Consider the following 20126-nt stretch of genomic DNA (forward strand, 5'->3'; position numbering starts at 1 on the left):
GTTGTGAATTAATTCGCATAAAATTGAAAAACCGGCGAGTCTGATGCGTTTCCCAAAGCATCGGTAGTGACCACTTTCCAGTAATAGATATTACCCGAAGTTATGGGGATCAAAACATTTTTTACACTGGTTTCGGTTACCATAGTTTCCGGAGGCGATTGGGTATCTGCAAAGACGCTGTAAGATACGATATCATTGTCAATATCTGAAGTTTCCCATGACAGGGTAACCGTAGTGCCTTCTATGGTAGCGCCCATTTTTGGACTCACAACCTCAGCAGGAAAAGGGGGGTGACTTTCCCCGGGGAGTCCGGCATTGTAGAACTTCCATGGTTCACTATCTGCCGTAAGATTGCTGTTTGCATTCTTCGACCGCACCTTCCAGGTGTATGGTGTCGCACGGAGTAACCGCGCAGGAAACATATTCTTATTCGTTTTCAGGGTTTTACTACTTCCGTCTGCAAGGTTAGTAACAATAAGCTCATAGGAGGTGGCATTAGCAGCATCTTCCCATTCAAAAGTAACTTCGGTTTCTGTGTCCGATAAAACACGTCCTTCATTGCATTCAGTATTGTTATACGGAAATAACAACACTGCTTTCCCGGGAGCAGTTGCACTTCCGGGGTCATCACCCGGTTCATCGCCACTACTGCAAGAAAACGAAACCAAAGCGCTGCATAGGATCATCGGGAATACTTTTATAAATGCTTTCATTTCTTGATGATTTTATAATTAAACATTTCGTCTTCCAGGCCTACATTCAACAGATAAACCCCCTGGGGCAATCCACTCATATCGATTCGAAGTTGATCACTTCCCGGAACATGCTTTTCAGAACGCAGTAGCTTTCCGGTGATATTGTACAATGCTGTTGTGGCTGTCGACTTCAGGAATAAAGCTGAATATACCTGAATGGCATCGCTGGTAACCGGGTTCGGAAAGACCATAGGCTTTTCTGCATAGATCAGTGTTTCCTTATAAGTACCCTGACATACCACATCGGTTCGCACCTCCAGAGTGTTCACACCGGGACTCAGGTCCAGGGTTAGCTCACTCCGACCGGTTGTAATGGTTTGTTCATTCAGGGTCACATAATACGTCTTAGCTCCTTTTAATGCAACAACGATCTTATTCGGCTCTTGCGCTTTGGCACCTGTAGTTACACCCAGATCATCAGGTTCTGCGACCACCACGGTAAAACACTGTTCGTAGTCTGCATTCCCTTCAATGGTGATACACATACGATAGGTACCTGCACTCAGACCGCTAAATTCAGCTTCTGTGGTGAATGTCATCCTATGTTGTTCCCCTTCTCCCGACAGTGTTGCGGTGTAGGGGTACTCCAGCTGCGTTGAAATTTGAATACCTCCGTTATTCTCGGCACGACAGGTTTCTGAAAAAACGCTAAGGGCATAATTGTTGGCTGGGAGTGAAAACACTTCGCAACCATGTACATCTACCGCGGCATTTTCCGGGGTGTCCGGACACCTGTCTACCTCATCCAAAACACCATCGCCATCGGAATCCGGCGGACCAAAAGCGATCCAATTAAAATTGAAGCCTCCGGCCAAAACGCGCATTCTCATCTTGTGGATACCTTTTTCAAGAAACATGGTTGCCGTAACCGTTTCCCAGGTTTGCCAACCATTGGTAACAGGAGTGTTAACAACGACCAATTCGGTTTCTTCTCCGAGATCACCAACCAGGTAAAGGCCGACACGCCCCTGATCAAAACCTGCAAATCGAAATTGCAACCCATAGTTCCCGGCTCCCGGGGCAAAAATGGTATAGTCTGCAAAGTCGCCGGCGTCGGTATAATTGAGGTTGCGCCCTTCTCCTTCATCGGTCGATTCTTCGGTACCCATTCCCTCGATGTAATCATAGTCTTCCATCTCAAGTTTCCCCGGAAGAACGAAGATCTCTTTAAGGAGATCATTGATCTCGAGGTCTTCAAATACCTCCAGGGGATCTCCCGAATCAGAAGTGATCATAGTTCCGGAGTAACTTACCGTTACCTTATCACCGCTTAATACATAATCGTCGAGTATCAGGGCAAAACGTCTGTCGTTTCCCTCTACAGGAATTACGGTGTTTACGACCACCTCATTATCGTTCACCATGACCTGAAAGTGTTCGGCACTACCCTCAAGAGAGGCTGGCAACAGGGATTCGTTCATGGTCAATGCGATCGATCTGTGATCATCACCGGTCTGACCGTTCAGGATCTTTACCGGGATGGCACCTGTATTTCCTGAAGCTTCAAAGTAAATGCTACTCAGGTTTACCGGCGTATTATTTGCAAAATGCAGTTTAAGGTCATGGACCCCTTCTTCCAGTTGTATGCCTTGAATTTCAATATCCACAAAGGAGGTCCAGCCCCCCGTAGTGGTTACTTTTTGGTTAGCGGTGATCTCCTGTCCGTCGAGAGAGAGAAAAAAGGCTCCGCCACTCTCCTGGGTTGCTACCCTTACGGTAGCCCGGTATACTCCTGTGGCAGCGATATTGACCGTGTACTTCAACCATTCACCTTTATCGACATACCCTACGTGAAAACCGTTGCTATTTACGTTATCCTCATTCTTTTCGATATCTACCCCGTCATTACGATAAGACCATCCTTTGTTCCAGGCTTCAAATTGACCGGTAGACAGGTTGTAATCGGCCACATCGGTATCAAAATACGCATATCCGTTCTTACCGAGGTCAAAATTAGCAGCGTAAATAATACCGGGAATGCTCGCCGGGGTACCTTCAAAAGGCTTGGTATCATCTGTTGCTACTTGTCTGATCAATGCGTCGGGAACATCTCTTCTGTACCGGCTGTTATCGACCAATAAATTTTCGGCAAGCTGCATCATTGCGGCATAGGTCTCATCTTCGGTGGGTCTTGGCCCTTCTCCCTTCCAGTAGTCGATCACTTTTTGATACCCGGGATTGACATCTACAGCGTACGGACTATCGATATCGCCGATCTTACGCATGGTCCACCAGGCCCAGCCTATATTGTTGTTCTCAAATAAGGTCACCGCATCGGTAAACCAGGTATTGGAATTTTCTCCTGATTCTCCCATCCACAAAGGAACGTTGTATTGTTCTCTGAGCGGCAATATCCAATCGAGGTCACCCGGCTTGTTGGTATTCCAATATTTATGAAAACTGTACACCAGGTTATCATCCCATGGCGGGGTGAGACCGCTATGGTCATTGGCATAGGAATTTCCTTCAATAAAAATAATGTGCTCGGTATCTACAGCTCGTATCGCATCGGTAATACGCCCATAGATCTCCCTTAAGGCGGTATTTCCCGGTAACTCCCAGTGGGTTTCATTGATGAGGTCGTACCCCCCGATCCAGGGATGGTCCTTATAGCGTTCTGCAATGCGCCCCCAAAGGGCTACCAGCTTGTCGCGATTTTCCTGACTTTCCCACAAGGATGGCTTGGAAGGATCGTAATCATTGATCTCTGAGCCCCTGCCCTGTCCGCCGGGTGTCGCATGCATATCAAGAATGATATACATATCATGGGGTGCCGCCCATGCCAATACGTTATCAATGAGCTCAAATCCTGTTTCGATCCAGGTGTTCTCTCCTGGAACAGGCTCTTCTTCTATGGGCAAGGTGAACAGGTTGTAGTGCATAGGAATTCGAATACTGTTAAATCCCCAGGCTGCCAGTGAATCTACATCGCGTTGCGTAAAATGATTGGCACGCCACTTTTCGAAGAAGGTTTCTGTTTTGGCTTCTCCCATCAGATCGATCAGTTTTTCCCTGATCTCATGTTGGGATCCTGCAACTCCGGAAGTTTGCATCATATACCCTTCCATGATCTGCCAGCCACCCGGACCAACACCTCTCAAAAGGACTTCGTCGCCCTGGGCATTCACTATGACCTTCCCTTGAGCCTTTAAGTTCTGGCCCCAGGTAACTCCCATCGTCAGGAAGAAACCTATAATTATCATTATTCTTTTCATCTCTGTTGATTTTATCCCCTTTTATATCGTAAAGAGGTTTGGTGTAATACCTCATAAGAAATAAGGCCGCATGAACTAAAAAGGGGATGGTTGCCCGGTTTTATGTTTTCATACGACCTCATCTTATGACTTCAATATTTAATTAACTTTCAACAAAGACATATTGTCGATCACGATTCCGTCAGGACCATAGGTAGCACCTCCGGTTCTGAACAGCAGGTAATAGGTCCCCGCCGCAGTGATCTCGAACTGACCCGGATTGGCTTCAGGATCACAACCGCTTTCGGTCGCTTTACCATTATAGGTTTTGGCATCGGCGCAATCCCATGCGTTATAAGCTACCAATACGCGCTGATCTCCTGAATAATCTACATTTTGCTGTGGTTCCTGGGTTCCGATGTATACTTCACCCCAAACGTCATTGATCTCTGTATAGGTCATATCCATCTCGAATTGGTAGATTCCCGGCTCAAGTGTTACCGCGGTGTATAGACCTACATGCTTCCATGGTCCGGCCTCGGTCTCATCAATTTTAACTGCGCCATCTGCGATGGTAACAGAGCCAAGAGTATTGGCTACCTCATAGTGGTTAGTCACCGTCCATCCGGCGTCATCGTCGAAGCTACCGTTGTTTATAAAATTGGTACTTGAAGTGATCTCTTCTACCGTAACATCGGCTGTGAATTCACCGGTTGCACCTCCTTCACTGGTAGCGGTAAGGGTTACAGTATATGTACCGGCCTGCTGGTAAGCATATACGGGATTCTCATCGGCCGAAGTTCCCATGCCATCGCCAAAGTCCCATGCATAGCTTACTGCATTGGTCGTTGTATTGGTAAAGGTTACCTCTAAACCGGAAATGGAAGAAGTAAATCCTACCTCAGGAGCAGCATTCGGATCGGTCACGGTAATGGTTTCTGTAAACTGAACCGATTCGGTATCGTTCGATGCGGTAAGGGTAACGGTGTACGTTCCACCTTCATTATAGGTATAGGACGGATTCTCATCTGTAGAAGTCCCTGCACCATCTCCAAAATCCCAGCTATAGCTGGTGGCATTTACTGAAGCATTGGTAAAGGTCGCTGTAAGTCCTTCAAGACTGGAAGTGAAGCTTGCAGCCAGTGGTGGTGGCGCTACTTCTGTCGATTCCAGGGAACGAATAGCTACATTATCAATAGAAACTCCGTTAGCGCCATAATCGGCACCTCCACCGCGAATAACGAGGTAGGCCGTACCTCCTGTTGCAAATTCAAAAGTAGGTCCGCTACCGGCACAATTGATCTCTACAAAATCACCATCAAACGGCTCTCCGCCACATCCTGCCCAAGTATTCAGGGCGAGACGCGCACCACCATCGGCATAATCCTGTCCGGGTACCGGTGCTTCCATACCTACATATACTTCGAACCATGAATCGGTTAGCGGACCTCCTTTGATGTCCATTGAGATCTGGTACAGGTTATCAGGTAGTACGCTAAAGGCCTGGTAGATCCCTTGCTGACCCCATCCGCCTCCGGTCCACCGGGCTTCGCCATTGTCAAAATTCACGGCTACCCCATCAGAGATCGGCAGGATCGTCCATGGGTCGCTTCCTTCAAACTCGCCGTTCTGCAATACGTTAGGTCCTTCAAAATCCTGGTTGATCACCACGGTCTGAACAGATTCTGCTGTTCCCCCATCGGTAAAGATCTTGAAACGCACATCGTAATCTCCTTTTTTAAGGTACACCTTACTTGCCTCCAGGCCTTCGGCAGCACTGTTGTCTCCGAAGTCCCAATGCGTATACCAGGTTTCTTTCCCGGGTTCAGCTTTAAAGTGAACCTTGTTCGGGTTCTCCTCGTCAAATGTAAAGGAGTATGCTGCATCCTCACTGGTAGGAGGAGTCGCTGCAAAATCTTCATCATCGTCGCAGGCTGTAAACGCAGCAAAGAAGATGAGCAGAAATAATTTGCTTATAATATTTAATGTTTTCATGAATGCTATTTTTTCGGAATTAGTACAATGGGTTTTCTACCAATTTCGGGTTGTTGTTGGTTCTTGACTGACCAATGGGGAAATAATAATGCCTTTCATCGAATCGCATTGGCGTGGCTTCCGCATCAAAGGTCTCATAGGTAAAGGTCTCATTACCGAATCCGTCGATATGTCTCAGAGTTCTTATCCCTTCCACCTGAATGCTCAACACTTCTGTGGCAATTCTCCATCTTCTTACATCCCAATAGCGGTGATCTTCAAAGGCTAGCTCAAGTTTACGTTCATTACGAATACGGTCTCTCAATGCTGTTCCCGCATATGGCTCAAGACGTAGGTTCTGTTGAAGCCCTGCACGTCTTCTTAAGGGTTCGATAAGGTCTCTCGCAAGACTTTCGTCATTCAATTCGATCGCAGCTTCTGCCCCGTTCAAATAGATCTCTCCCAGACGGAAAATAATACAGTCCGTACCTGAATAATACTCCTGAATGAACAGGGGAGATCCACCATCCTGAAGGTATTTTCTAATATAGAATCCGGTCTTGGTCGCATCGGGGTGAATTCCCAATCCGTCTTTCCCTACTCCCGTACCACGTTCAGTATCGATAGCCCCGTCTCTTTCTGTACCGTACCAAACTTCTACAGGCGATCCCTGGAAGGTATCCAAATTGGTAAGGAGGGTACCTTTCATTCGTGGATCTCTGTTCGCAAAAGGATCGTTCTCATCGTATCCGGAACCGGCTTCTTCCGGTAATAATCCGGTGTCGAGCATCTCATAACTATCCAGAAGTTGCTTTGTAGGCGACATACTTGCCCCCCAGTCTACACGGTAGCTAAAAGGTACATTATGGAGGTCATATGAATGTCCTTTTTCAAAAGGGATCCATAGCTTAGAGAAGATCGTTTCATCTTCGGTCTCATCCAAAAAGAGTCTGGCGTAATTTTCACTTGGATCAGGATACTTGTTGAATAAGATGTGTCCTGATTCATTGATCACTTGCTGAGATGCTTCCAGGGCCTTTCTGTAGTAGGTTTCTGCATCACCGGCAGGAATTCCAACAACGCCATCCAGCTGCACCGTACCATACCTTGCGATACTTCCGGCGTACAAGGCAGCTCTTGACTCCAATGCCTTAGCAGCCCATCTCGAAGCGCGACCCCGCTGTGCAGACCATACTTCCGGTAAAAGATCGAAGGCTATTTGTGCATCTGCCAGGATCTGATCGTACACCTCTTTTTCTGTATTTCGCTCAGGGAATAATTCCTCCTGGGGCGTAGTTTTAGGATCCTGCGCTTCCAGAATGATCGGCACTCCTCCATAGCGCTTCACCATATCAAAATAAGCGTATGCTCTTAGGAAATGTAGTTCTCCCAGTCGGTTGTTACGCTCCTCATCGGTGAGCACACTCCCCGGAGTATTGGCGATATTCTCGAGAGAATAATTGATCTTCCACATCACATCGTAACCCCACCAGTCGGTTGGCCAGGTGTTATTTGCGGTTCCCCAGTTTCCGGGACGATATACATTGTTTAGTGCCGTCCAGGAATAGGTTCCACGAGCCAGATCAGAAAGAGCATCACGGTGTGAACCACCAACACCCCAAAAATCTTCCAGGTAATCCCATACCATACGATCATAGATCTTGAACAAATAAGCATCCATCAAATTCTTATCGTTCCATACGTCATTCTCGGTGACACGATCCAAAGGAGGCTGACTCAAAAAGTCGTCCGAACATGATAACACGTTTACAAACAGGATCGCAGCAACTATAATTTTAATAAGCTTCATATCGTAGTGCGTATTTTTAAATTGAAATATTTAAACCAAAAGTGTAGGATTTGGTCTGCGGATAATACCATCCAAGACCGGATCCGATCTGAGGGTCAAAGTCTTCATCAAAACTTTTCAGTACGAACAGGTTATATCCGGTAACGAATAGCCTGATCTCCTGGAAAGCCGACAACCAGTTTACCTTTGGCAGGGTATATCCCAGATTAATATTCTTAAGACGTAAATGCTTTCCGTCTCTTGTCCAGTAATCTGAATACTTGTAGTTATTCTCATTAAATCCACCGTTGGTGATCCTCGGGAAGGTCGCATCGGTATTCTCCGGAGTCCAGTAATCATTGAGGTAGTCGTAACCGTTGAATCCATTTCGCAGCGGACTCTGAGCTTCGCCTTCAAGATAGATATCGTATCCGGCAGCACCGGTTAACAGTACAGAGAGTGAGAAATTCTTATACTCTGCCCCGAGATTCAGGGAGTAGTTCACGGCAGGCTTACTACCTCGGCCAAAGACCTTCTGGTCTTTTACATCGATAGTACCATCGTTGTTCAGATCGACATAACGAACATCCCCGGGTTGCAAACTGGAGTTATTGTTCTGATCCTGAACGGCATGAGCATTGATCTCCTCCTGACTTTGGAACAAACCGTTTGAGATATATCCTCTGCGCAATCCAGTGAAACCACCGGTTATGGTAAGGTTCTCTCTCATAAAAGGATCTTCCTGCAGGGTCTCATCGATAAAGAGCGCTTTCTCTCTCGACTTAGAGAAGTTAAGCAATCCGTTAAGTTTCCAATTCTCGCTTACCTGCTTATTATAGTTGATCGAGAATTCAAATCCTTCATCAGAGAATTCGTAGAGGTTCTCTGCAGCCAAAGCTACTCCGAGTGTACTTGGTACACTGGCATTGGCTCCGGCGATCACGTCTTCACGTTTACGGTAGAAATAATCGAACGAGAAACCAAGGCTGTTATCAAAGAAGGTAGCGTCGAGTCCCACATCGTAGGTGGTATTGGTCTCCCACGTGATCGCACGATTAGGTAAAGCAGCATTGTCTATGGTAGGCAGTGCTGTTTCATTGATCACAAAGAAGTGATTAAAATTAAATCCGCTCAACCACTGGTATGCCGCCGTACCATCGAACCCTGCAGTACCCACAGAGGCACGAAGCTTCAGGTTAGATACGGTATCTTTCCATGGTTGGAAGAAACCTTCCTCTGAGATTCTCCACCCAATAGAAAGGGAAGGAAAGAGTCCCCATTGATTCTCAGGTGCAAATCGGGACGAACCGTCGTATCTGTACGATGACTCCACAAAATACCTGGAAGCAAAATCGTAACTGAAACGACCTACGAATCCGAGACGGTTCTCACGAAACTCTCCTCCGTTCGCCCCCTGATTTTCCAGTGAACCTGCAAAGAGTTGATCGATAAGGGTCGATTGAAAATCCTGACGACGTGCGCTGATATTCTCTCCCTGGATCTGTTGTACTTCCGATAGCAACAGCGCAGAAACATGGTGCTCTCCGAAGGTACGATCGTAGGCAATGGAGTTCTGCATTACGTAGTGATTACTGTAATTAGAACCCTGCTCTAATATCGTTTCACTAAATGCACCTTCAGGCACTGCAGTGAACGGATCGTATTCTCCGGTTTGTCTGTTGAGCGTATAAAGCTCATAACTCTTCCCCCAATCTTTAGAAAAGAAGTTGTTATACACTACAGATCCGTAAGTTTTAAGTGTAAGTCCTTCAACCTGCTTTACATCCCAGGTCAGAGACATCTTAGCATCGAAGTTATTGTTTCTGGTACGGTAGTAACCGGCGTTAAAATCTCTGAGACCTTCAACCACGTGGTTCGGGGTTGTACTTGGTCTGGCCGGTGTTCCGTCTGGGTAATACGCGAGGTCAGAAGGCAGAGACCTGCTCAGCTCACGAAAGATATCATAAGCAGAGTAAGCAGGTGCTTCCTGTAATTGTCGACGACCTCCCATATTAAAATTCAGTTTCAGTTCGTCTGTAATATCGGCATCGATATTTGCTCTCAGGTTGTAACGCTGGAAGTTCAATACATCGGCAGTATAATTAGACCCCTGATCTACAAAACCGGCAGAAACAAAGTACCTTACTTTTTCTCCACCTCCGGAGATATTCATATTGTGTTGTTGTTGGAAGCCCCAATCTTTAAGTACCAGATCCCTCCAATCGGTATTCGGATAATTAATTGGATCTGCTCCCGACCTGAATAAGGCCACTTCCTCTTCAGTATAAAAAGGATCAAGCCCTGCATTTCTCAATCCCTCATTGAGGATCTCTGCGCGATCTCCTGAACTTAGGTATTCGGGATAAGCCGTGAATCCGGTAAAGGTGAATTGGTTACTGTAATTAAGGGTTGGCTTTCCAATACTACCTCTTTTGGTGGTGATCAATACAACACCGTTACCCCCCTGAACTCCATAGACTGCTGCGGCTGCAGCATCCTTAAGTACAGAGATATTTTCGATCTCATTAGGATCTAACTGGTTGAGATCTCCAGGTGCTCCATCGACAATTACGAGGGCACTACCAAAGTTTCTGATCTCAAAGCTGGAATTACTAAATCCGGGCTCTCCGGAACTCTGTTGCACAAAGAGACCTGACGCCAGCCCCTCAAGGGCATTACTCACATTAGGCACAGGCTGTTGCTTTAAGGTTTCTTCATCTACAGTAGATACAGCAGAAATAAGTTTTGCCTTCGATTTGGTACCATACCCCACCACGACCACTTCATCGAGAACGTCCATATCTTCTTTCAGAGTGATCGTTATATAGGTTTGCTCTCCAAGAGTGATCTCCTGGGTTACAAAACCAATATAGGATACAACGAGTACATCGCCGGCTATTGCGTTGATCGAGAATTTACCATCAAAATCAGATTGTGTTCCATTGGTCGTTCCCTTGATAATGATATTAGCTCCGGGTAAGGGCAAATCACCATCGGTCATCACCACACCGGAGACCTGATCCTGGGCAAACCCGATTCCCAGGTTCACAAAAAATGCCAGCAACAATAAAGACAGCATTTTTAAATGTTTCGAAAGAATCGATAGCTTTTCTTCCATAGTTTAGTTGAATTTAATTTTAAATATTAGGTTGTCATATCGTCGGATCCTATTCCCTGCCCCAGCACGAAAAGGCCACGATCCGATGCGAAAAGTGAAGTGCTGCAAAAATTTGTTAACAATTGTGATAGATAAAAAAGCTACCGGGGTGCATAACCCCAAAAGTGCTTTGGAGATCCCGAGTCTTAAGGGTTGGAGCGCAGATGTTATAAATGAAATAAGACCGAAGTCTGAAAACACTATTTTTAGAGGTAGCAACATATTTGTCTGGTTTCACATGAACGTATCTTGACCAGATAAGATTCATGATAAATAACGCTAAACAAATATCTCCTAAAAGCACAGTACGTGCCTTAAAACCAGCCTCTACAAAACCTGTGAGCTACGTTGTAGAGCAGTCTACAAAACCTCTACAAGAAACACACAAAAAGCTGACAATGAGAGATATAACACCCTACAACTAAAACGTTTGAAAGTAATTTACAAGGCCCACGTCCTTGGGAAGATCAAGTTTCTTGCGCAATCTCCAACGCCCCTGCTCAACACTCTTAACAGAGATGTTCATAAGCGATGCGATCTCCTTTGTAGAAAGGTTAATTTTAAGATAAGCACTTAGCTTTATTTCAGTGGGAGAAAGATCGGGGTGACGTTCGGCCAGGTTATCAAAAAAGTCGGTATGCGCATTTTTAAAGTTAAGCTCAAAGGTGAGCCAATCATCTTTATCATCGAGGTGCTTATTGATCTTTTTGATCACATTCTTGATCGGGCGATTAAGTTTACTGTTGAGCACCTCCTTGTCGATGGCTTTAATATCTTCGATCAACTCATTAAGCAACTCCTTCTTTTTGATATTATTAAGGGTGGATGTGGCGAGTTCTGAGTTTTTCTTAACCACTGCCAATTGCAGCTTCTCTTCCCTGAGCAGTAACTTTTCCTTTTCTGATGCCAATCGCTCCAGTTCAAATTTCTCCATTTGCCTCAAGCGTTTCTCCTCCTCCTTTTGTTTCAGTTCATCCAGGTCCTTTTGAGCTTTCTTCTTAAAATAATTTCGATATCCCAGGTTAAAAACAACAACAAAAAGAAAATAGGTGAAGAATGCCGTATTACTGAAATACCATGGCGGATTAACCCTGAAACTCTTTTTTAATACAGGTGAGGTATTGTCGGCTCCGGCATCTGTACGGACCTCCAGTGTATAGGTTCCAGGAGACAACCCGGGAAAACTCAATGGAGATCGAAGGTCCATATCCTGCCATTCATTACTTATACCACTAAGTTTATACTGAATGGTTCTTGGATTGGAAAGGGCCACCTTGGCATGAGAGACCCCTATCTCAACCATTCGGTTACTGTATGGTATCTCAAAAACATCCTTCTGGTCGATCGGAGCTAAAATGGTATCCTTAGCTCCTATAAGATGTATGTACCTGATCACCGGCTGTTTGTGATCTGAAGTGATCTGTAGAGAACCATCCATTACATGGAACACCATACCGTTCTTAATGCCAAAGGCATAAAGGGAATCGTTTAGTTTGGTAAATGAATTAAAATCGTTCAAATGTTTATTCCGAACCGAATAAAATGGTTCATTTATCCTTACGAATGAGTTATTACTCAACCGAAGTACAGAGCCTAAATTATCCGGGGTTGAATACCAAAAGAACTGACCACTTTGTGTAATACTATTTACTCCCTTTAAACCTTTAAATACCGTCGAAGCATATTTTGATCTTGTAAAACTATTGTCAATGGGGTCATAATTAAATAATCCGGCGGGATTATAAAACACAAGTTCATTATCCATTATAGTGAAATAGGCATACGTCTCAACAAAGGGGTTGTCTATTCCATAGAACTCAACGTCCCGAAGATGGAACCCGTCATGAGAAAGTGACAATCGATAATACCCTTTTGTTGGGTGTGATACCCAAAGGTTGCCATATTTATCGAACTCCATGAACCTGGAAGACTCTCCGTAATTTTCCAGTTTATTCACATAGGACCAGGTTTCACCAGAACGTTTAAAAACTTTAATTCCGGAGTAAAAACCCACATACAAAATATCATCGTAGTTGTGATGCTTTCTGAATATCCACGCCCCAGCCTCTTTATGTAATGAAGTGAGCTTTTTACCTTCCAATACCGATACCCCTTGGTGAGATCCTACAAGTAAGTTACCATTGAGTTTATCAATGGTCCACACCTGGCCTACACTCTCGTCTATAAGTTCAGGAACCGAATTCTCCTTAGAGAGGTCTTTAACAAATAGTCCCTGGTTGGTTCCCAAATACAAAAGGGAGTCTTCCATAAAGCAGGTATAAACGGTACCGAAAACACCTTTGGAATCCATTAAAAAGTTGGTTTTCGTATTGGTTTGCACATAACTAAGGCCGTTATCCATTCCTAACCAGATATTATTATCCCGGTCTGCAAAAGCCTTTCGAATCGAACTTCCCGAAATACCATCCTCCTTTTTTAGGTGCGATAATAACCTACCCGCGTTAGAAAGAATGAAAACACCATCCCGTACTGTTCCGAGGGCCATCTTTCCAGAATCGAGCACTGCAACATCATTTACCAGAGCTCGCTCCAGGGCGGTATTTACCTCAAGATCTAATTTTTGAAGGCCTCCATCCTTAAGCCTCCACCATCCCCGGTCTTTGGTGATAATATGAAGCTCATCCTTCCCCTTTGCCACGATGTCAACGATATGAAACTCTTCCGGATTGGTAGGATCGATCAACTCGAGCTTTCCATTCCTGTACTCGTAAAGTCCACCCAGATCCTGGATGAAAGCCCTACCTTTTGAAAATATTAATTTGTTAAAACCGGTAATGGCATTGAGCACTTCTGTCGTATGGGCCTCCGGATCATAAACGTAGATACGTTGAAAGGTCTGAAACAGGATCTTACCCGAAACTTCGGCGATCTGAGAAAAGACAGGGAGGAGCGTATCATCCTTTTCGGGACGCTTAAAAAACAAACTGGTATATTCAAGTAAACCGAGCTCATTCTTTGACCAATAGCCAAATCCTCCATGCCCGGATACATAGATCCGGGAATCATCCTTGTAATAAACAGCTCTGAGATCTGACTCTTGTTCAAAGCTATTGACCTTCCAGTCGATACCATCAAATTGCAACAAACCATGCGGGGTAGCAAAATACATGGTACCCTTTTCACCCTGAGCAACATCAAATATGGTGAGGTCGTTCCTTACCTCTTCCTCGGTGAAATTTTTGATATAAGGAGTTCCGGGAATAGCAGATAATTGCGCATGCAAAGCATTAAATGACAAAAGATATATCCAAAATATCCCTGCCAGCGCAACAAACGAATAAGATCCGGGTCGCTTCTTAAGCTTGATACCATTCATGCTGTAGTGTTTCTAGTAGATCTTGGAGGTTGGCAATTTATTAAACATAAATTAAAAAGAACAAAACGAATGTCATAAGGGCGTTAGTTTTTAAAGGGGTTAAGATCACTTTCAATAAAAATACGTCTTATGTGCTCGCACTTTTGAAATATTATAAGAATGAAACAGGCAGCAACAGAATTTTGCGCTAACAGGATAAAACGATGAGTTGTTTGTCAGGATTTTGTCGTTTTAGCCCTGCGCACTTCGAGTGCAGCAGTGATCTCGTATGCCCTGGCTTCAGTGAGTTTGTAATCTTTCATGATCCATAATGCGAGTAGGGTTCCCACGATAGGAACACCGGAGAAAAATAAACGCAATCCTGTTACTGCTCCTTCCGGTTGTACAGCAGCATCAGGATCAAGACCAACATAAGATATGATCAAACCACTTAACCCGCCGGCAATGGCAAATCCAAATTTCACCATCCACCAGTAGATGGCGCCAAAAATACCTTCTCTGCGCTTCCCGGTATTGTATTCATCCAGATCACATACATCGGCCGTCATCGACATCATTAGGGTGAAAAGGCTTCCAATTCCAAAGGAAAAGAAGGGTAAGGCGAAAATAAACATCCAGGGTTTACCGGGAATAAACAGAAACCAAAGCATGATATACCCTACTATGGAAATGGCCTGAGACCACATAAAGGCTTTCTTCTTTCCGAGAACCTTGGACATCTTCGCTACAATGGGGATCACAAGAATTGTGGTGACCAGCGCCCCCAGACTCCCGAACAAGGTTGGCCATATGCCTGCGGCAGCAGTATCGCCTTCAAACAAATGATAGACCACAATAAAGAAAGAAAATGCTGCAACGGTATTAAAGGCATTAAAGATCAAAAAGGTGGAAATACAAAGTCTTCTGAAAGGCATCATCTGGAAAGCCTCTCTAAATCCCTTAAAGATACGGGTGAGGCTGCTTCTGATGGTACTAAGGGACAGGGGCGCCAGCCAATCGTCATTCAAGGTCGATCGGCTTTTGATAAATATGGCCGGTACCATGGCAACCAGAGCACAGATCACTCCAACCCAGATAGCGAGTTCCCGTGTAGCAGAGTCGGCATTCGGAAACCATTCAGGATCATACATGATCACCCAAAACCACGGTGCGATCACCCATGCCCATTGCCCAACCCATTGTGCTATCGCCATGATATTGGTACGCTCATGAAAATCATCGCTCATTTCGTAACCCATAGCTACATATGGAACGCTGAAGATGGTCAATCCGAGATAGAAAACAAACGACCACAGCATAAAATATATAAAATTGTAGGTAAGGCCATTCTCCCGGTACAATTGCCACATGGCTACGAAGGCAATTCCCATTATTATTGCTCCAATAAATACATACTGGCGTCGCCTTCCCCAACGGGAGCGAGTATTATCGGAGATGAATCCCATAATGGGATCGGTGATCGAATCTAGTATCCTCGGAAAAAAGTACATCGCACTCCACATCCATCCGGGAAACCCCAGGTCCTGAACCAGGACTACCATAAAAATACCGAGAACTGCAGGAAACATTTGATTGGCTAGCATTCCAAGGCCAAACGCTACTTTCTGACCAAAAGCAACAGTGCCTTTGGTATTTTTAGATGGGTGACTCATATATACTTAAGGTATTAACAGGAAAAAATCCCCTGGAACAAGTTCTATCTATCACATGGCTACAAGGATCTATATCCGTTATTCTGTTGGGTGAAAAAAGATAAGGATTTTTATGTTAAAAAATTAAATTTCAAATCATTGAGGTAACAAAAAGAGGGATGAAGCATCTTAACTCCCCCCTCTCCTTTATAAGTCACATATTGATTTAAGCAGTATGCACCCCTAAACGATATTATTCATCTAAAAGTTCCCCCTACCGCAATTTGATTTCCCTTACCGGATTACGATAGTAGCTTCTCCTTTAATATCCCTGGATGAGGCTCCAACCCGGATCGTGTACTCCCCTTTCTCTACGACCCATGTCTTTTGAGCGGTATCGTAATAGGCCAGGTCTTTGACCTTAAAGCTCAATGGTACAGTCACGGTTTTGCCAGCGGGTACTGCCACCTTGTTAAAGGCCTTGAGTTCCTTTTGCGCCCGTTCTACCTGAGAATTTTCGGCAGAGACATAAAGCTGAACCGCTTCCTTACCGTCTACTTCAGAACGATTGCTTACCTCGACATTCACCACAACGGTATCTTCTTCATTATATTCCGACTTATCGGTGATCATGTTCCCGTATTGGAAATCAGCATAAGACAATCCGTACCCGAATTCATAGAGCGGATCAACATTTTTAGTATCGAACCAGCGATACCCGACCAAGATCCCTTCTTCATAAGTTACGGAATCATCACCGGGGAAACTGTTGGTAGCATGGGCCGGAGAATCCTCCAGCTTCTTCGGCATGGTCCACGGCAATTTCCCTGAAGGATTCACAGTTCCCAGCAGGACATCGGCCAGGGCATTACCGCCCTCAGATCCGTTGAACCAACTCCAAACTAAGGCATTTGACTTTTCACTGATATCCTGAATGTCGAAAGGCCCTCCGGCGATAAACACCACAATGGCATTGGGATCGATCTCCAATACTTTTTCGATAAGTTCTTCTTGTCCGTAAGGCAAGTCCAAACTTGCGCGGTCCGAAGCTTCGGTCTCATAATCCCGGTTAGAACCGGCAAAGACAATGGTGAGGTCCGAATTTCGAACTGCATCGAGCGCCTGTTCTACCAGCTCAGGCTCCAGTTCATTGATGGGCACCGGGCCATTAAGGGTAATATCTCCAAAAACCGCCTTTTCATTTTCGGCATAGCGTTCCCGGTATCCTTCGGCATATTGCACTTCAACCCCTTCCGGAAGACGGCCTTTTAATCCTTCCAGTGGTGTAATCTCCCTTTTGGTCTTCACCCCGGCACCATATCCGCCCAGAGCATTCTTCTTGGTAGCGTTGTTCCCGATCACTGCGATACGCTTTACTCCGTCGAGTTTCAATGGCAACAGATCGGATTCATTCTTCAACAATACCACAGACTCTGCTGCGATGGCGTAGGCGTCCTGGAAGTGTTCTTCGGTATTGATGCTCCCTTTTTTCTGACCTACCCCATCGACAGTCTTTAAATTGAACATCACGCGAAGGATACGTTTTACGTGCTTGTCGAGCTCTGCTTCTTCAATTTCTCCTTTGGCTACCGCCTCTGCCAGCGGATCGGCAAAATAGAATTCGTTAAAGGGTTTTGGTGTTCCCATTTCGATATCGGTTCCCGCCTCGAGCGATTTCTTGGTATCGTGCACCGCCGCCCAATCGGAGATCACGATCCCTTTGTATCCCCACTCATCTCTCAGGATATCCTGGAGCATATACGGATTCTCACAGAGGTATTCTCCGCGGAATTTATTGTAGGCCCCCATAAAACTATAAGCGTTGGCCTCTACAGCGGCGGCTTTAAAGGCCGGCAGGTAGATCTCGCGCAGTGTACGCTCGTCTACGAGGACATCTACAGAATCCCTGTTGGTTTCCTGGTTGTTTACCGCGTAATGTTTTACACATACGGCCACGTCGTTTTGCTGTACCCCTACGATAAAAGGAACCGACATACGGGCGTTCAGGAACGGATCTTCGGTAAAATACTCATAGGTACGTCCGCCCAGGGGAGTTCGGATGATATTGATAGCCGGAGAAAGCAGGACGTCTTTTCCTCTGGCCCGGGACTCTTCACCTACACTCTGTCCAAAGCGGAGCGACAATTCGGTATTCCACGTCGCTGCGAGTCCGCCACCGGCCGGGTAATAGGTCGCAAAGTCGTTATCCCATCCTGCAGGCGCCCAGGAGTCGCGGGAAATCTCTTCCCGCACACCAAGGGGACCGTCGGCCATGGTGAGCTCGGGAATTCCCAAACGCTCAACAGCCTTATTGGCGAACATACTGTTGCCGTGGAGCATGCCGATCTTTTCTTCGATGGTCATTAAGGCAATGAGACTGTCGATCTTTTCATCGTATTGCAGCGAGAGTTCAGGCGTCTGGATGCCGTTGTCTTTTTCTTTCAAAACTTCTGGTGTTTCCGGTTTACAGGAACTGCCTATGAGGATAAGCATAATGATCCCTAAGTGCAGTATGGATTGCTTTTTCATGAAATGGTACTTGGTTAGTTTAATAAGGTGGTATAGAACACCGCTTCACTCCTCTCTTGAGGATGGTAAAACCTGATCTTTACATGCGTCCTTGAGGACATGTAGAGATCCACTACGGTATCCAAAACCATTTGATCGTCATAAAATTAGCGAATTTTCACACAGTTCAATATGACTTTCATCATGAGTTGTATGGTGGAAATTCAAAGCGATTCGGGATGGAAAAAAGCAGGATTCACTCGCTCCGCTCGTGATCCTGTGGTGGGGAGCCTTAGGAAAGCCGATCAAGCGCAACACTGCGCTAATCAAAAAACATCTCCTTCCTCTCACAGGGGAAGGTGGCAGCACGAATGTGCTGACGGAAGAGGTTTTCAAAATCTCAATACCGATGAACAGGATTCACTCGCTCCGCTCGTGATCCTGAAGTGGGGGTGTTGCTCAGTAAAGACGCACCAAGCCACAGCTTGGTGACGGGCTTTTTTTATGCCCTTTCGCTTACGAACGCAAGGTTATACACGGATTGGAATTAAAGCAAAACAGGATTCACTCGCTGCCTCGTGATCCTGGAGTGGGGCGTTGCTCAGGAAAGCCGATCAAGGCTTTGCCTTGACGGACTTTTTTTATACCCTTTCGCTTACGAACGCAAGGTTATACACGGATTGGAATTGAAGAAAAACAGGATTCACTCGCTGCCTCGTGATCCTGGAGTGGGGGTGTTGCTCAGTAAAGCCGCACCAAGCCACAGCTTGGTGACGGGCTTTTTTTATGCCCTTTCGCTTACAAGCGCGAGCGCTTGACGCTTTTGGGCATAAAAAAAGCCGAACAACAAGATGTTGTTCGGCTTTTCTGGTCGGGGTGGCAGTATATGAAACCTATATTTTCAAGTCAAATAAACACTGAGTTATTCCTTCTTATCTCCCTCCAGGTAACCGAATGGGTAACCTTTGGAAATCTTTCATTTCTAAAATTACATAAAAAATTAAAGACCATCTACAGGTTCCAAATCTCATTTTTTCAGTCCTTTAGATCAGGTTATCGTAGAAGAGGACTGGAGAAAGATTGAAAGGAAACATTAAAAAAGAGGCGTACTACTAGCTTACTAAACAGTCTTTGGTTTTTAGTAAAATGAGATACCTGAGTTTGCCAATATCCATGCAGGCTCGAAAGGAGTTGTGCTACACGTAACATCGCGACAGCGTGTTACCCTCTCGCTATTCCGCCTCTTTTTATACTAAGATGTTTAAGAAAAGGAGGAAAGAACCTTTGAATAATAGCATATATAAACTATATTCGATACAACGTAAGTGATAGTGTTTTACCTCTGGATTTAGGGGGATATAAACCACAAAACTACTTATATAAACAAGTTGTGCTTAATTGATTGAAATAAAAAATTAAATATGAAAAGAATATTTAAAATTGTGTCATTTATATCCATGATACTTTACGTGATTGCATGGGTACTGGGTAAAACTATGGATGAAAATAGCTTCAACAATAGTGACGTCCGCATAGTACTTCTTGTTGTTTTTCTTTTCACATCCTTGAGATATCATCAAATATTGATTGACGAAAAAGATGAAATCATAGATGATTTAAATTCTCGATTAAAGAAAAAGGATTAATAGAAATGTACAGAATTTGAATAATCTAATCAACGTAAGCACAACAAAGAACTGAGTTAAAATCCAACCCCTTTTCAAGCTAATTTCGACCGGTAATTTTCATCATATGGTATCCCGGATGTAGCCACTGCGAAG

The 20126-nt window shown here is 45.0% G+C and carries 9 protein-coding genes; 1 reads left to right on the top strand and 8 read right to left on the bottom strand.

The genetic code is table 11. The features are described from left to right. Positions 1–8: 8 nt before the first annotated feature. From IS446_RS14930 to IS446_RS14965, 8 genes are all read right to left on the bottom strand, one after another. A complete protein-coding gene (locus tag IS446_RS14930) occupies positions 9–713 on the bottom strand; it encodes a hypothetical protein (protein WP_203061557.1) in 705 nt (234 codons plus the stop codon). Next, on the bottom strand, positions 710–3970 hold the full coding sequence (locus IS446_RS14935; RefSeq protein ID WP_235996528.1) for a carbohydrate-binding protein: 3261 nt from the start codon (positions 3968–3970) through the stop codon (positions 710–712). Before IS446_RS14935 ends, IS446_RS14930 begins: the two co-directional genes overlap by 4 nt. A gap of 138 nt (positions 3971–4108) precedes the next feature. Beyond that, complete coding sequence (locus IS446_RS15570; protein WP_203061558.1) at positions 4109–5944, bottom strand: PKD domain-containing protein; 1836 nt, start codon at positions 5942–5944, stop codon at positions 4109–4111. A 19-nt stretch (positions 5945–5963) separates the two neighbouring features. Further along, positions 5964–7733 (bottom strand): RagB/SusD family nutrient uptake outer membrane protein, encoded by a 1770-nt coding sequence (locus IS446_RS14945; protein ID WP_203061559.1) that lies wholly within the window; start codon positions 7731–7733, stop codon positions 5964–5966. Positions 7734–7749: 16 nt separating this feature from the next. Continuing rightward, positions 7750–10830: a SusC/RagA family TonB-linked outer membrane protein gene (locus IS446_RS14950; protein WP_235996529.1), complete on the bottom strand. Its 3081-nt coding sequence runs from the start codon at positions 10828–10830 to the stop codon at positions 7750–7752. A 460-nt stretch (positions 10831–11290) separates the two neighbouring features. After that, the gene (locus IS446_RS14955; protein ID WP_235996530.1) at positions 11291–14206 is read right to left on the bottom strand and encodes a ligand-binding sensor domain-containing protein; all 2916 of its coding nucleotides are present in this window, start codon (positions 14204–14206) and stop codon (positions 11291–11293) included. A gap of 215 nt (positions 14207–14421) precedes the next feature. After that, on the bottom strand, positions 14422–15858 hold the full coding sequence (locus IS446_RS14960) for an MFS transporter (RefSeq protein WP_203061560.1): 1437 nt from the start codon (positions 15856–15858) through the stop codon (positions 14422–14424). Between the two features lie 273 nt (positions 15859–16131). After that, positions 16132–18366 (bottom strand): beta-glucosidase family protein, encoded by a 2235-nt coding sequence (locus IS446_RS14965; protein ID WP_203061561.1) that lies wholly within the window; start codon positions 18364–18366, stop codon positions 16132–16134. Between the two features lie 1400 nt (positions 18367–19766). Between IS446_RS14965 and IS446_RS14970 the strand changes: the two genes are divergently transcribed. Continuing rightward, positions 19767–19991: a hypothetical protein gene (locus IS446_RS14970; RefSeq protein WP_203061562.1), complete on the top strand. Its 225-nt coding sequence runs from the start codon at positions 19767–19769 to the stop codon at positions 19989–19991. Positions 19992–20126 lie beyond the last annotated feature (135 nt).

This window comes from Robertkochia sediminum, assembly GCF_016786255.1.
In the GTDB taxonomy this organism is placed as follows: domain Bacteria; phylum Bacteroidota; class Bacteroidia; order Flavobacteriales; family Flavobacteriaceae; genus Robertkochia; species Robertkochia sediminum.